The sequence below is a fragment of the Chitinophagaceae bacterium genome, assembly GCA_016710165.1.
GTDB lineage: Bacteria > Bacteroidota > Bacteroidia > Chitinophagales > Chitinophagaceae > Ferruginibacter.
The window spans coordinates 922,971-938,117 of record JADJLJ010000001.1; the positions used below are offsets into that span (position 1 = coordinate 922,971).

Annotated in this window: 14 protein-coding genes and 1 pseudogene; 10 read left to right on the forward strand and 5 right to left on the reverse strand. The window is 44.8% G+C overall.

Annotated elements, in window-relative coordinates; all coding sequences use genetic code 11:
• The first annotated feature begins 90 nt into the window (after positions 1–90).
• Complete coding sequence (locus tag IPJ02_04100; protein MBK7374760.1) at positions 91–738, forward strand: ribulose-phosphate 3-epimerase; 648 nt, start codon at positions 91–93, stop codon at positions 736–738.
• Here IPJ02_04100 and IPJ02_04105 read toward each other — a convergent pair.
• From IPJ02_04105 to IPJ02_04120, 4 genes are all read right to left on the reverse strand, one after another.
• Positions 733–1,104 (reverse strand): DUF3703 domain-containing protein, encoded by a 372-nt coding sequence (locus IPJ02_04105; GenBank protein ID MBK7374761.1) that lies wholly within the window; start codon positions 1,102–1,104, stop codon positions 733–735. The genes IPJ02_04100 and IPJ02_04105 overlap by 6 nt on opposite strands.
• A gap of 2 nt (positions 1,105–1,106) precedes the next feature.
• Positions 1,107–3,287 carry a TonB-dependent receptor gene (locus tag IPJ02_04110; protein MBK7374762.1) on the reverse strand — a complete coding sequence of 727 codons (2,181 nt, stop codon included), beginning with the start codon at positions 3,285–3,287 and terminating at the stop codon, positions 1,107–1,109.
• 78 nt (positions 3,288–3,365) lie between these two features.
• The gene (locus IPJ02_04115) at positions 3,366–3,689 is read right to left on the reverse strand and encodes a hypothetical protein (GenBank protein ID MBK7374763.1); all 324 of its coding nucleotides are present in this window, start codon (positions 3,687–3,689) and stop codon (positions 3,366–3,368) included.
• 174 nt (positions 3,690–3,863) lie between these two features.
• Positions 3,864–4,760, reverse strand: coding sequence for a hypothetical protein (locus IPJ02_04120; protein MBK7374764.1), 897 nt, complete (start codon positions 4,758–4,760; stop codon positions 3,864–3,866).
• 66 nt (positions 4,761–4,826) lie between these two features.
• On the opposite strand from IPJ02_04120, the gene IPJ02_04125 reads away from it, so the two are divergent.
• The 7 genes from IPJ02_04125 to IPJ02_04155 all read left to right on the forward strand — a co-directional run bounded on the left by IPJ02_04125 (position 4,827) and on the right by IPJ02_04155 (position 12,637).
• Positions 4,827–7,328, forward strand: coding sequence for a TonB-dependent receptor (locus IPJ02_04125; protein ID MBK7374765.1), 2,502 nt, complete (start codon positions 4,827–4,829; stop codon positions 7,326–7,328).
• Positions 7,329–7,455: 127 nt separating this feature from the next.
• Positions 7,456–8,256: an ion transporter gene (locus IPJ02_04130; GenBank protein MBK7374766.1), complete on the forward strand. Its 801-nt coding sequence runs from the start codon at positions 7,456–7,458 to the stop codon at positions 8,254–8,256.
• 29 nt (positions 8,257–8,285) lie between these two features.
• Complete coding sequence (locus IPJ02_04135) at positions 8,286–9,068, forward strand: type I restriction enzyme HsdR N-terminal domain-containing protein (GenBank protein MBK7374767.1); 783 nt, start codon at positions 8,286–8,288, stop codon at positions 9,066–9,068.
• 177 nt (positions 9,069–9,245) lie between these two features.
• A complete protein-coding gene (locus IPJ02_04140) occupies positions 9,246–9,419 on the forward strand; it encodes a hypothetical protein (protein MBK7374768.1) in 174 nt (57 codons plus the stop codon).
• Between the two features lie 32 nt (positions 9,420–9,451).
• Positions 9,452–10,027: a DinB family protein gene (locus IPJ02_04145; GenBank protein ID MBK7374769.1), complete on the forward strand. Its 576-nt coding sequence runs from the start codon at positions 9,452–9,454 to the stop codon at positions 10,025–10,027.
• Between the two features lie 185 nt (positions 10,028–10,212).
• On the forward strand, positions 10,213–11,859 hold the full coding sequence (locus tag IPJ02_04150) for an AMP-binding protein (GenBank protein ID MBK7374770.1): 1,647 nt from the start codon (positions 10,213–10,215) through the stop codon (positions 11,857–11,859).
• Between the two features lie 91 nt (positions 11,860–11,950).
• Positions 11,951–12,637 (forward strand): DUF998 domain-containing protein, encoded by a 687-nt coding sequence (locus IPJ02_04155; GenBank protein MBK7374771.1) that lies wholly within the window; start codon positions 11,951–11,953, stop codon positions 12,635–12,637.
• Positions 12,638–12,699: 62 nt separating this feature from the next.
• Here the strand turns inward: IPJ02_04155 and IPJ02_04160 are convergent, their stop codons facing one another.
• Positions 12,700–13,170, reverse strand: a complete 471-nt coding sequence (locus IPJ02_04160) for a phosphoglycerate mutase family protein (protein MBK7374772.1) — start codon at positions 13,168–13,170, stop codon at positions 12,700–12,702.
• 208 nt (positions 13,171–13,378) lie between these two features.
• On the opposite strand from IPJ02_04160, the pseudogene miaB reads away from it, so the two are divergent.
• Both miaB and IPJ02_04170 read left to right on the forward strand, forming a co-directional pair.
• Positions 13,379–14,880: pseudogene (gene miaB, locus IPJ02_04165) on the forward strand (tRNA (N6-isopentenyl adenosine(37)-C2)-methylthiotransferase MiaB).
• Positions 14,877–15,050, forward strand: coding sequence for a hypothetical protein (locus tag IPJ02_04170; GenBank protein MBK7374773.1), 174 nt, complete (start codon positions 14,877–14,879; stop codon positions 15,048–15,050). Before miaB ends, IPJ02_04170 begins: the two are co-directional and overlap by 4 nt.
• Positions 15,051–15,147: the final 97 nt, after the last annotated feature.

The window sequence follows — 15,147 nt, forward strand, 5'->3', positions numbered from 1 at the left end:
ACGACTAAAACGACTAAAACGACTAAAACGACTAAAACGACTTAAACGACTTAAACGACTTAAACGACTTAAACGACTCAAACGTTAACAATGCCCATCATCGCCCCTTCCCTCTTATCCGCTAATTTCCTGGATCTACAGGCCGATTGCAACATGCTGAATGAAAGTGCTGCCGACTGGTACCATTTAGATGTGATGGACGGACATTTTGTACCCAACATCAGTTTTGGTCCCATGCTGGTGGAGTTTTTCAGGAAAGCAACCACCAAGGTTTGTGATGTGCATTTAATGATCGAAGAACCGGGCAGGTATGCCGAAGCATTTAAAAAAGCCGGCGCCGATATCCTGTCTGTTCATATCGAAGCATGCCCGCACCTGCACCGGAATATCCAACAGGTAAAAAGTTTAGGGATGCAGGCCGGCGTGGCTGTTAATCCGCATACACCGGTTGAAAGCCTGAAAGACGTCCTTGCCGATATTGACCTGGTATGCCTGATGAGCGTAAATCCCGGTTTCGGCGGACAATCATTCATACCACACACCCTCCATAAGATCAAACAGCTGCGTGAAATGATCGACGAACGGGCGCTCAATGTAAAGATCGAGATCGATGGCGGCGTTACGCTGGAAAATGCCAGGACCATTTTAGATGCAGGAGCCGATGTGCTGGTGGCCGGCAATACGGTCTTCCGGTCAGCTGATCCCAAAGCAACCATTGCTGCACTGAAGAACCTATAAGTTTTCATGACCTTGTATTATTGCGAGCAGGTCTTCAGGTATTTCCATGGGCTGAAGTGAAGGAACATTTGCCCCGCCTGAATTACCAACCGGTATCTTCCCAATAAATGATTTCACACCGCCAACCAGCAACCGGGGGATCTGCCCGATAATTTCTTTTGTGTTCTTTATTTTAATACCAAAAAGAAGCATTTTCCAGTGAACAGCGGTATGTTCAACCGGGTAGGGTTGCCCCAAAATGTGAGCCCGCTCTAAATGCCGCCAGCTTTGCTGGTATTTTTTTTCAGCAAAGGCATTTTCAGCCGATACCAGTTCCTCCCGGTAAAATGGCCGCAATGTTCCCGGCATTGTTGTATGCATTTTCATAACTACCATTTGATCTTTATTCCACCGTTTGTTACAAACCCTTCTGTATGATTCCAGATATCATCAAAGTTTGGATCACTGTGCGGCGGGTTAACCACCGCCTTGTATTTGCTCTGCCGCTGATCGGTAAAGTTCTCAAAATTTATGAATACCGATACCTTTCCAAAGGTCTTCTGCGCCATGAAACCAAATTCCCAGAAAGACGGTGTCCTGGAACCATTGTATAAATACTGCCGGCCTGTAAAATACCCTTCCAGGCCCAGTTTAAAATTATCTTCCTTTTCATACATGAATGTAAGGTTCAGTTTACTCTTTGGCAATAAGGGCAGAAACTGGTTCGCTGATAAGTAGGTGGCATTGGCATTGGTAAACGTATATCCCACAAAAAACTTCAGATCCTCTTTATAAATGAATTTCAGGTTTGTTTCAAAACCGCTGCTGACAATTGGTTTGGAAGCATTGGCAAAAGAATAATTTCCAAAAGGATCCATCTGCAACACCAGTGGCTTTTTAATGGAAGTATAAAAGAACAGTTGGTTGATACTGAACAACAGGTGGCCACCGATCGTTGTTTTGTAATTAATATCGGCAGTCCCTCCCGCACTTCGTTCCGCAACCACGTTGCTCAAAGGCAGAATATCCCGGTACTGCATGCTTTCTGTCTGCTCCGTGAAAATGGTCGGCATTTTATAGCCGAGGCCTCCCCCGATCCTTGAGCTGACCTTATCGGTAAGTTTGAACAGCGCAGAAATTCTCGGCAACACAAAGGTTTGGTTCTCCGAATAATTATTATTTCGGAGTGCTGAATGATCGACACGTATCCCGCTTTCCAGTTTCAGCCTGTCTGAAATATCCCAGGTATCCTGCAGGTAAATCCCCGATGTGAATGTTCTTGTATCCTGTGTATTGATGATCTCCTGTGTGAACTTATCATACACAAAATTCAATCCGCCGATCAGGGTATGTTTCTGCTTAAAGAACAGCAGCGACAGGTCCGTAAAACTGTTTGTGCTTTGCCCGGAGAATTCATAGTTGGGGATATTGATATGCCGGTCGAAAATGCTCACACTTTGTTTCAGCTTAAGCACATTGCGGTTTGCAAACCGTTTATCCGCTTCCAGTGTAGTTGTATTCCTGAGCGTTCTGTTCTTCTCAAAATAAGAATGGCCGGGAGCCGGGTTCCCCTTGATCATTTCCATATCGCCGCCGGTATTCAATCCCTTTGTAAAGCTGTTGCCGAGCATGATGGTGAGTGAAGGACCCGGATAAAAGAACAATCTCGGGTTAATGGTGAAATTGTTGCTTTTGGGCAATTCAGAAAAATCATCTTTATCCACATCATACGCCTTCTGAAAATTATACAGGCCCAAAAATGCATAACCGAACCGGCCTCTTTTCTGAGAAGCATAGGCGCCAATATTCGTCTGACCAATGTGCGACTGGTTGAACATAAAATTATACTCCGCCTTTTCGCCCGGCATTTTGGAAATAAAATTCACCACGCCGGCAATAGCACCTCCCCCGTATAAAGTGGATGCGGGCCCTTTGATCACCTCCACCTGCTTAAGGTCCAATGGCGGGATCTCCAATATGCTCAATCCGCTTGCAAAATTTCCAAAACTGGGATAGCCGTCTTTCAAAAGCTGGGTGTACCGTCCATCCAGTCCCTGCACCCGTATGCTTGCATTGCCACTGGTGGCAGATGTTTGCTGCACCTGCATGCCCGTACTTTCGTGCAGCAGCATGGATACATTTGCCGGTCGCATATTACCCTTCTCATCCAGTTCCTCCCCGTCTATCGTTTCTACACGTGTAGGCGTATTGGCAATGGTTCGGCTGGTACGGGTTGTTTGCAGCACCACTTCTTCCATTTCCTCCGAGATCTCTGCCAGCAGTATTTCAACCACTTCATCCTTTGCCAAAGGAAAAATAAATGTTTCTGTCCTGGTCTCATAGCCGGTATGACTGAAGACGATCACCTGCTTTCCGCCGGGAATATTCTTCAACTCAGCCAGTCCGCCGGTGTCAGACGAAGTGCCGTTTTGGGTATTTTGTAAAACAATATTCACGCCGGACAATGGATCACGGGTCTCACCATTCCTGGCCAGTATCTTCAAACGATGTTGTGCATCAGCACCATGCACAAGCATGATCAAAAGCAATATGGTAATTATCCTCGGCATAAAAATCTTTTGCTGGTTAAATAACAGTACCCTGCAATACTTTCGTATTTCTACAGGCTTAAAAATATTTATCAGTTATTAACCAACCCGGGGAGGTTGCCAGATATTGCCGAAAGAATCAGAAGGAAGTGAGATGCTGTTGTAATAAGACGGCAGCCTTTTACCGGCCACTGGTTTTACTGTAACAATTTTCAGGATGTGGGAATTTGAAGTAACAATATGCCCACAGCAGGTGCAATTACAAAAAGGGGCACAGGCCTCTTCTTCGTCCTGGTGATCATGCTGACCAGCTGATTGTGAAACCGGGGTCGTTGCCGGTTCGGTGCATTCATCACTGTCCATACAGGGCATGCAGGGCAACACAAGCATGTATATACCGAATATCAGCGTAAGTAGTTTCACAGGCCAAAGATAAAGTTTAAACAAATGAGCAGGCATGATCTGCTGCAGAAATTATCACAACTCCGTTGCAATCTGTTTGAGGTTTGAAGTTTGAGGTTTGAAGCTATTAGCACCCTGTTAAAATAAGCATTATTCTAACTACAAACCTCAAACCTCAAACCCCAAACCTCAAACTCATCTTATCTCATCTATCTTCTTATACATCTGCTCCAGCACCGCCAGGTTCAGTTTCAGCCAGTTGTTTTCTTTCTTTGGCCACTCGTATTTCTGCTCCAGCAGTTTACCGGCAAGCTTATATGCCTGCTTCGCCTGCTCTTTATTGTAAAAACAACGGATCCAGTTATTTGCCAGTTCTTCTTCCTTCTTCAGGTAAATGCCGCCGCCATACCATTTAAAACAGGATGGCAGTCCCCAGAACGAGACCGACCTGTCATCCTTTTCAATGGATGCCTTATAAAATAAAATAAAGAAGCGCAGGTTCTCTTTCAGCCGCTGGCGGATGGCCGCATCGCTTTCTTTTTTTGCCGGCGGAATGCGCCATAGGTTATTCTTTATATAAAAAGGATCTTCTTCCGGGTCCTTAAAACGCCGGGCCGGGGAAATGAATTTTAAGATCGTGCTGGTATTGATGCCGATGTTCAGCAGCTGCAGTTCATCCGGCGCCAGCGCAGCGATCTTATAAACGTCGCTGCCTTTCTCTACAGAATAATTGAGAGTGATGGTCTTTTTATCATCATCGTATACCCAGGTGCCGTGATCCATGGCATTGCGGGGGTTCTTTACAAAGGTTCCGTTGGTTGCAAGATAAAAACTGCGGTAGGGTATCTCAAACTTCGAATCCTCTGTCATGCTTTGCAGCGAGATCTCATCATCTTCCATGGCCCAGCCCTGGCAAAGGGCATTGTACATATTTTCAGCCGTATCCAGGTACAGCAACTTATCACTGCGCTTTTTACCATCGGGGGTTTCTATAACAAGGTCCGGCTCCTTTTTTTTTGAACCCGGCTTGTTCTCATTGCAGGAAAATACCAGCATAGCAAAAACAATAAATGCCGATATTCTTTTGATCACACGCATGGGTTTAGATCTGTAAAATAAGGATTATTGCAAAACACATAAAATATTTACCTTCATGCCATGAGATTTTTTCTTACCATTCTTTCACTGCTTTTTACCCTGTTTTCCGTTGCGCAAAAAAAATCTGCATGGGTCAGTGGCAAGGCCATCGACGAAAATGAAAGACCGGTTGCCAACGCATCGGTGGTGATACTTGGCAGAACAACCGGGCTCACCACCAACGATACAGGCTATTTCCGCATAAAAGTTCCGGCAGACAGATCCTTTGCACTCGTTTTTTCCCATACCGGCTACGCAGATGTGCAGAAGAATTTTTACCTGAGCGACGGAGAGGAAGAAAAGATCAGCATCCTCATGGAGAAGGGCGGCAAAACACTGGAGACGGTGGTGGTAAGTGAGAACAGGGAACGTACCGAGACCGGTCTCACCCGTATAAATCCAAAAAGCGCCATCCGCATGCCCAGTACCACCGGCGGCATCGAAAGTATGATCAAGATACTGGTGGGCAGCAACAATGAACTCACTTCGCAATACAGTGTACGGGGCGGCAACTACGACGAGAACCTTATTTACATCAACGACTTTGAGATCTTCCGCCCTTACCTGGTACGCAGCGGCCAGCAGGAAGGACTCAGCTTCATCAACCCCGAGCTGGCGAAAAACGTGAATTTTTATTCCGGGGGTTTCCAGTCAAAGTACGGCGATAAGATGAGCAGCGTGCTTGACATCCAGTATAAAAAGCCAACCGGCTTCGGCGGCTCGGCCTATGTAAGTCTGCTGGAACAGGGATTACACCTGGAAGGCGCTGCAAAAAAAGGAAGGATCAGTTACCTGGTGGGCATACGCAACCGGAGCAATAAGAACCTGCTGAAGAGCCAGGAAACATTGGGCGCTTACATTCCTTCTTCATCGGATGTGCAGGCTTCCCTTTCCTACAAACTGAATGAAAAGATACTGTTCGAATTCCTGGGTACCTACTCGGTTACCAAATTCACCCTGTTCCCTGAGTCGGCGCAAAAAACAACTTCGGTATTCTCTCCCCTCTTCACGGCCAACCTGGGACTTGACATTGTTTTTGAAGGGCAGGAAAAGGACAGTTACAAAACAAACCTGGTTGGCCTCAGCATCCTGCATACGCCCAACAAAAAATTAAAACTGAAATGGATGCTGAGCCGTTTCCAGAATAAGGAAACCGAAAATTTTGACATTGCCGGCGCTTATCTTTTTGGCGACCGCGACTTTGATAATACCAGCAGCACCTACGGACAGATCATCAACCCGCTCGGCGCCGGTTATTACCAGAACTACGGAAGAAATGAACTGGACATCAATGTGTACAATGCGTCGCTGAAAGGAAGCTATGCCGCCGGAAAACATTTCATACAATTCGGCAACAGCATCGAGCAGGCAAATATCAATGACCGGTTAAAAGAATGGGAGTACCAGGACAGCGCCGGATATTCCCTGCCGCACAACCCGGCAAACCTCAATCTCTTCAGATCATTCAATTCCACCGCCGACCTTTCCATCCAGAAATACAGCGGCTACCTGCAGGATAATATCCGGCTGGGAAGCGCCAAAAGAGAAATTACGTTGCAGGCCGGCGTCCGGTACAATTACAATTCACTCAACAAAGAATTTTTAGTAAGTCCACGCCTGCAGTTCAGTTTTAAACCCAACTGGAAAAGGGATATGGTATTTAAACTGGCGGCAGGCGCTTATCATCAGCCTCCTTTTTACCGGGAGTTGAGAAGATACGACGGCACGTTGAACACAGGGGTAAAGGCGCAGAAGAGTTACCAGGTTGTTGCGGGGGTCGATTATAACTTTAAAGCCTTCGACAGCCGCCCCTTCCGGTTGACCACCGAAGCCTATTACAAGAACATGACGAGTGTGGATGTGTATGATATAGATAATGTGAAGATCCGCTATGCCGGTAACAACAATGCCAAAGCCTATGCCATGGGTTTTGAAGCCAGGCTTTTTGGCGAACTGGTGAAAGATGCAGAAAGCTGGTTCAGCATCGGCATCATGCAGACAAAAGAAGACCTGGACGGCGATCATTATTACCAGTACCTGAATGCAGCAGGTGAGATCATCCGGGCTTCCAGCACCGACCAGGTGGCTGTTGACAGCATACGCAATGAAGTGGGTTATGTACGCCGCCCTACCGACCGGCTGATAACGGTTGGTTTGTACCTGGAAGATTATCTGCCTACCAACAAGAATTTCAAGTTTCACCTCAACATGCTCTATGGCAGCAACATGAGTTACAACATCCCCAACAGCGTGAAGTACCGCAATGCCCTCATCATTGAGCCGTACATACGGGTGGATGCCGGTTTCAGCGCCCAGTTGCTGAGTGAAAAAAGCAAGCGCCGCAGCCACAGTCCCTTCCGTAATTTCCAGAACATCTGGGCCAGTTTTGAAGTGTTTAACCTGATCGACCGGCGCAATACCATCTCCTTCCAGTTGGTGAAGGATTTTGCCAACAATGTGTACAGCATCCCCAACCGGCTAACGCCCCGGCTGGTGAATTTTAAGGTGGTGGGGAGGTTTTAGTGTTATTTTTCAAACCCATTTGTTCAAAACTGAGTGAATAATCATTCATTTTTTGAATAAGAACTTACGTATATTTAAGAGTTGTATACTATTTCTTGAGTATAAAAATAGATTTCTTCACCAAAGTATGTATTCAAAGATTAAACAACAAGTCCACTTATTTCTCGACCCCTCTGAGGGTGGAACTAAGCTAGATAAGATAATTAATACCTTCATCATTACTCTCATTGTTACTAATACACTTGCTGTAATACTAGAAACTGTAAACGAAATTTATATCCCAAATAAGAATTTATTTGAATCCCTTGAGCTCTTTTCAATAATTGTTTTTTCGGTTGAATATATATTAAGAGTTTGGAGTTGCACCTGCATTGAAAAATATCGACACCCATTCTTGGGTCGAGTAAAGTACATTATGAGCACCGGCGCAATCATAGATTTATTTGCAATCGTTCCCTTCTATTTACCTTTAGTATTTAAATATGATCTTCGATTTGTTAGGGTACTTCGTCTTATACGTTTCTTTAGGTTTTTTAAACTAAGCAGATATTTGAATGCAACACAGCTAATTTCTGCTGTATTCAAATCAAAAAAAGAAGAGCTTGTTTTAAGTTTTTTAATTACATTCTTTTTGATAATCATTGCTTCAAGTGTCATGTATTATACAGAGCATGATGCTCAACCGGATAAATTTTCAAGTATTCCTGAAACTATGTGGTGGAGTGTCGCTACCCTTACAACAGTTGGCTATGGGGACATTTATCCCATAACAGGCTTAGGTAAAACCCTGACCGCATTTATATCAATCCTCGGAATTGGGATGTTCGCACTTCCAGCTGGAATCTTAGCTTCCGGTTTTTCAGAAGAATTTTCAAAAAGTAAGAAACCCAAAAAACTTTGTCCACATTGTCAAAAAGAAATCACTTAATTTAGAAATTAACCTAAAACCATTAACCAATGCTTACAGCGAGCAAAAGAGCTAAACTTCTAAGTTCACTCAAAACATATAATAAGAAATTTCTCAGAGGCAAGCCAGCTGAACTAGATGAATCTGGTACTCGATTAATGATAAATTCGTTTTTGACCGACGTTTTAGGCTTCACTCCGATAGAAGAGGTGAAAACCGAATATATGATCCGAGGCACCTATGCAGACTATGTAATTCAAACAAAAGGGACTAGACATTTCTTGATTGAAGTAAAATCACTCTCTTTAAGCTTGTCCGATAAACATTTACGACAAGCAATAAACTATGGTGCTAATGAAGGTATCGAATGGGCTTTACTGACTAACGGGAAGCAAATTGATTTTTATAAAATAATATTTGAAAAACCTATTGATAGACGTTTAGTTTTTTCTTTTGATTTATCCGATATAACAAAACTGAAAAATTGTATTGAGACTCTTCAGTTCCTACATAGAGACTCTGTATTAAACAAAGGGCTTGATCGCCTTTGGCAAAAGACAGTAGCACTAGATCCCAAAAATGTATCAGGACTCTTATATGCTAAACCAGTTATGAACTTTATTAAACGTACATTAAATAAAAAATATAGAAATAAATTCTCAGACGAGGAAATCCAGAATTCAATTAGTAGAATAATTTGTGAAGAAATTCAACTCATAGATGTGAAGCAGGTAAAACTTCGTAAAACAAAAAGAAAACTTAAAGTCTCAAATGGTAAAGGATCCTCATCTGCCGAGACGCCTGAGTCACAACAGGCAACTAGTATTTCTTGACTTCTCCCTGGTCAGTGTCCCCACCGATCGGAACTTCACTGAATGGAAAATTTATTTCCCAGCAACGTCTCCTGCAAGGGACGTTGCGTCAACGAAATTTGTTTTAGCTTACGCAACGTCCTCAGCCAGCACACAAATCACAGGAGAGACGTTGCTGAGAATAAATGAGACACAGGGATGGCAACTTTTTTCTTTTTAAACGAAACGAAAGACAAGGCAAAGATGACACATGGCTTAGTGACGTTTACATCTTTGACTTATCAACAAAAAAAGAATACAAAATCGGCGGAGCAGGCTCTGCTCAATGGACAGACTAAAACGACGGCTTACATGGGGTTAGCTGCTATTTGAAACAACATTTATAATAAAGAGACAGGACAAAAATGACACCGTACAGAAAAATAAGCAGACCAGATAAAAGTGAATATCCTGCATATTCCCAGCATTATTTTGATTTAATAAGAACAGACACGGACATATTGCAGGAAATGCACGACAACTTCTTTAAACTAAAAGAGATGATATATGCATTGCCTGACGATAAATTGCTATACAGGTATGCAGAAAATAAATGGACAATCAAAGAAATATTAGTTCATAACATTGACGATGAAAGAATCTTTGCATACAGGGCATTGCGATATGGCAGGAACGACAATACGCCATTACACGGCTTTGAAGAAAACCATTACGCCAGATATTCCTGCGCCAATGATAGAAGTTTAGACAGTATTTTTGAAGAATACGAATCCGTAAGAAATGCAACGTTAACATTATTTCAAAATCTGCCTGATGATGCTTTTATGAGAAGCGGTGGTGGGATTGATGATGATGGAAGCATTATTAATATCAGAACCGTCAGAGCATTAGCATACCACATTGCAGGACACGAATTAAGACACATCAAAATAATCAAAGAACGTTATCTAAATATGACAACAGAAAAATATGTCATATAAAACAGCCGCCAACACCAACTTGTCTCAGCGTGGTTTTCGCAACGTACTATTTTTATTTTTACATATCCCTTCTGCGAAACCCCGATGTGACGAAAACCTCAAACCTCAAACTTCAAACCTCAAACCCCAACCCTCTTTGCCAAATGAAGTATAATCCTTAGATTGGAATTTAAAACCGCAACGATATGCCTGCTCCCTCGCCGCTTGCCCGGTTCTTGAAATGGGAAACTGAGATCCCGCATGATGTTTTTCTGCGCCAGCCTTTCAACGGCGTATGGAAGACCTGGACCTGGGCAGAGGCCGGTAATGAAGCCAGGAGCCTGGCAGCCGGGTTGTATGCACTGGGTTTACAGAAGGGCGACCATGTGGCCATCCTGTCAAAGAACTGTGCACAATGGATCATCGCCGACCTCGCCATCATGATGGCCGGTTGCAGGTCGATACCCATCTATCCCACATTGTCGGCACATGCCATTGAACCGATCTTGGTACACAGCGACTCCAAAGCCATCATCATCGGCAAGCTGGATGATTTCTCTACACAAACGAATGGCATCCCCCCGGGTATGATCCGCATCGGTATTGATATGTATGGCATGCAGGAACCATTCAGCATGGAAGCGCTGATCGCCGGAAATGAACCGGTGAAAACGGTTTACAACTGGGAACCCGATGATATCCTCACCATCATTTATACATCCGGCACCACCGGAAAAAGCAAGGGGGTGATGCACCGGGTACATGCATTCAGTTCGGTATTGCCCCTGGCGGTTGATACATTGAAAATGCCCCTGAGGCCCCGCCTGTTCTCTTATTTACCCATGAGCCATATTGCCGAAAGGATGGCCATCGAGTTGTACGGCATCTGGTTTGGCGCCATGATCTCTTTTGCCGAAAGCATCGATACATTTCCGAAGAACCTGAAAGACACACAACCGAACATGTTCTTTGCCGTGCCCCGTATCTGGGGCAAACTCAGGGAAGGGATATTGAAAAAGATACCGCAAAAGAAACTGGACCTTCTCTTATCTGTTCCGTTGGTAAGCAGCCTGCTCAAAAACAAGATCCGCAAAAACCTGGGCCTGTCAAAAGCTTCGCATATTTACAGTTCAGCAGCGCCCCTTTCACCCGACATACAAAAATGGTTCATCCGCATAGGGATAAACCTGCGCCAGGCTTATGGCATGACGGAAGACTGTGTGTACTCTCATTTCGACAGCCCCACCGATTTCCGGGTCGGGAAGGTTGGCAGGGCATTGCCCGGGTTACAGGTCAAGATCGCTGCGGATGGGGAACTGCGGGAGAAAAGCGCCGGCAACATGATGGGTTATTACAAAGAACCCGGTCTCACGGCAGATGCATTTGATGAAGAAGGATATTTACGAACCGGTGATATCGGCGAATATGATGCAGACGGGTTCCTGGCCATCACCGGCCGGGTGAAGGACCTTTTTAAAACCGACAAAGGAAAATACATTGCGCCGGCGCCGGTTGAGATGCAGTTGCTTGCTAATGCAAAAATAGAACAGGCATGCGTGGTGGGCACCGGCGTACCCCAGCCCATTGCGTGGGTAACATTGTCGGAGGCAGGCATGAAACTGTCCAGGCAGGAACTGGTATATGAATTCACCGGTTTTCTTGCTTCCATAAACAAAGACCTCGAGGTCTTTGAAAAACTGGAGAAGATCGTGATCATGAAAGAACACTGGACGATCGAAAACGGTTTGCTTACTCCTACTTTAAAAGTAAAACGAAATGAGATCGAAAAAATTCATTTACCCACCTACCCGGCCTGGTATGCCGAAAATGATCGCATCGTTTGGCAACAGTAAGCTGCTTTTTCCTGTTTTCCTTTGAGCCCGTAATCCTTACTGTTTTCCAGGTTAAGTGAATCAATAGCATCTTACAACATTGCAAAGACGTATGTTAAATTCAAAACCTGGTACAGTAAGTAAATTCAAAATACTCCTCGCCCTTGGAGCCATCGCTTGTCCCCTCTTTGTGATCAGCTTTTTAATTCAAGGCGCTGTCCGGGATGGCTACGATCCATTCCGGCATCCCGTCAGTTCCCTCTCCATCGGAGAAAGAGGATGGATACAGGTTGCCGGTTTCATCATTACCGGGCTGCTCATTATTGCATTTGCAGCAGGGCTTGCACGCACATCCTTTTTCACAGATGCATCTAAAAAGGTTCCATGGCTGATTGGGCTGGTGGGCCTTGGGTTAACGGGGGCCGGTATCTTCAGCACCGACCCGGTTTATGGTTACCCGGCGGATGCGCCACTTATTTTTTCACAGCAAAGCATGCATGGATACCTGCACGAAATTTTTTCCATCCCGGTATTCATCGGTTTGCCCCTGGCTTGTTTTATCATGCGCAAACAATTTGCCGCCGAAAAAAATTACAGGTGGGCCGGGTACGCTGTATTCACAGGGATCCTCATGCTTGCAACTTTCATTCTCTCGGGCATCGGCTTCAAACAATATGCAGGACTGGAAAATCATGCCGGGCTCCTTCAACGCATTTCCATCATAACCGGCTGGACCTGGATGACCCTGCTTGCTTTATATTTTTTGAAGAACGCTTCCCGTGCAAAGGGAAATAGCTGAATACATGCTGTCTGTGAAAGATGGACTTTCTCTTTTTCAACCACTTAAGAACCAGGCCGGGTTCAGTGCACTTCCTCTGCACTGAATTTGCTTACAAAACTGTAGCGGTTGGAATTGAACTGGTAATGAAAGACCCGGTGATAATCCTTGCTGAACTGTTCTTCTGACTGTGGCATGATGATATTGCTGATGACGTGAAAGCTGTCCGTCTTGAAACAAAGCAATACATTCCGCACATCGGCATTGGCCTTATTCAGTCCTTCAAAGACCATACTTACATGCGTTTTATCAAATTCGGCCTTAATGCCTTTCATGCCCCGGATGGTATTCCGGCAACGGTTGTAAGGATCAGATGTTTTGATATCATTGGACTGGTAAAAAATATGGTCGAAGTAGATGTCCTTAAAATGATCATCCAGGAAGCCGGCAAATGCAATGCCCTCGTCTGAAAGGTGCAGGTAACTCCTCCTGTCTTTTTCATCCGTATTCACTTTTCCGTGGCGTACGATGTACAGATTGATATGCATAGACATGTTCTGAATTTAGATCTTTTAATGCCTTAAACCGGGAACCTAAGAAATCCCGCACAGGGAATGAAGGAAATGAAAGAGGTCAGGCAGCAAATTTAACCTATTTGTCCCGGAATGAAGGGATTTCATTTATAGCATACAATATTTACTGCCATCCTGTCATCATTAGCCCGGTTTGAGTTATATTTGCTGTTCGATAAAAGAAATGCAGATGCTGGATCTGGCAACCGATAAAACACATGACGAAACAAGGCAAGGGGAGGCTTTTGCCCCCTTTGTGCAGGAAGTGAACCCATATAAAAAACACTTTTATATTGAGAGCTATGGTTGTGCCATGAACTTTGCCGACAGCGAAGTGGTGGCTTCCATTCTTATGAACAATGGCTTTGGCGCCACCCGGACTGCCGAAAATGCCGACCTCATCCTTATCAACACCTGCTCCATCCGGGAAAAAGCAGAGCAGACCGTGCGCAACCGCCTCACCCAATTTAAGGGAATAAAAAAACAAAAGCCCGGTTTGATCGTCGGTGTATTGGGCTGTATGGCAGAAAGGCTTAAGATAAAATTCATTGAAGAAGAGAAACTCGTTGATATCGTGGTGGGGCCCGATGCCTACCGCACCCTGCCCGGCCTGATCGAAGAAGCGGAAACGGGGCAAAAGGCAGTGAATGTTCTGTTGAGCCGGGATGAGACCTATGCAGATATTGCGCCCGTGCGTTTGAACAGCAACGGCGTTACGGCATTTGTAAGCATCATGCGTGGCTGCAACAACATGTGTTCTTTTTGCGTGGTGCCCTTTACCAGGGGAAGAGAGCGAAGCCGGGATGCAGAAAGTATCGTTCAGGAATGTAAGGATCTTTTTGAGCAGGGGTATCGTGAAGTTACCCTGCTCGGACAAAATGTGGACAGTTATTACCAGGCCCCCCCACCCCCCAAAGGGGGGATCTTGGAAGACCCTGCTAAAGAAAAGAATACTTCAGATTTAGCAGGGTCTATGGCCCCTCCTTCGGAGGGGTTTGGGGAGGCGGTGACTTTTGCCCTGCTTTTGGAAAAAGTAGCACAGATCTCTCCCCTGCTTCGTGTCCGTTTTTCCACTTCACATCCCAAAGACATTACAGACGATGTATTGTTCACGATGCTGAAGTACGAAAATATCTGCAACTACATCCATCTTCCGGTTCAGAGTGGCAGCAGCCGGGTACTTCAGATGATGAACCGTACCTACAGCCGGGAGTGGTACATTGCAAAAGTTGACCGTATCCGGGAACTGATCCCCGGTTGCGGCATATCCACCGATATGATCACCGGCTTTTGTACCGAAACGGAAGAAGACCACCGGCAATCACTAAGCCTGATGGAATATTGCAGGTACGACCTGGCCTATATGTATTTTTATTCTGAAAGGCCGGGCACATTGGCAGCAAGAAGGTTTAAAGACGATGTACCCGAAGAAGTGAAGAAAAGAAGGCTGCAGGAAATGATCGACCTGCACCGCATCCATTCCCTGCAAAGTATGCAGCGGGATGTGGGCAAAACATTCAGGGTGCTGATCGAAGGGACGTCAAAAAGAATGAGGCCGAATTGTATGGAAGAACGGATCAGAATAAAGTAGCGGTATTTCCAAAAGGAAATTTAAAGAAGGGTGATTATGTGTATGTGAAAGTGGAAAGCTGTACAGCAGGTACATTGATCGGCAAACCAGTTGACTTATGAAGATACCTGTAAAATACCTGATATTGATTTTTGCATTTTCAGCCGGAATCACTTCATTTAAGGCAGGCAATATTGCTGCAGGAATTGCAGCAGCTGGTGCATTCATCGGGTATGCTTTGATAGAGATTCAGGATCTTAAAATAATGAATAAAGAGGAAAACGAAGGATGAGTATGTAATTGTTCCTGTCAGCTGTCCTTGTATACAGGAATAGTAGTCTAAATCAATCGCAAAGACACTTGGTGCATCTTCGTGCCTTTGTGTTCTT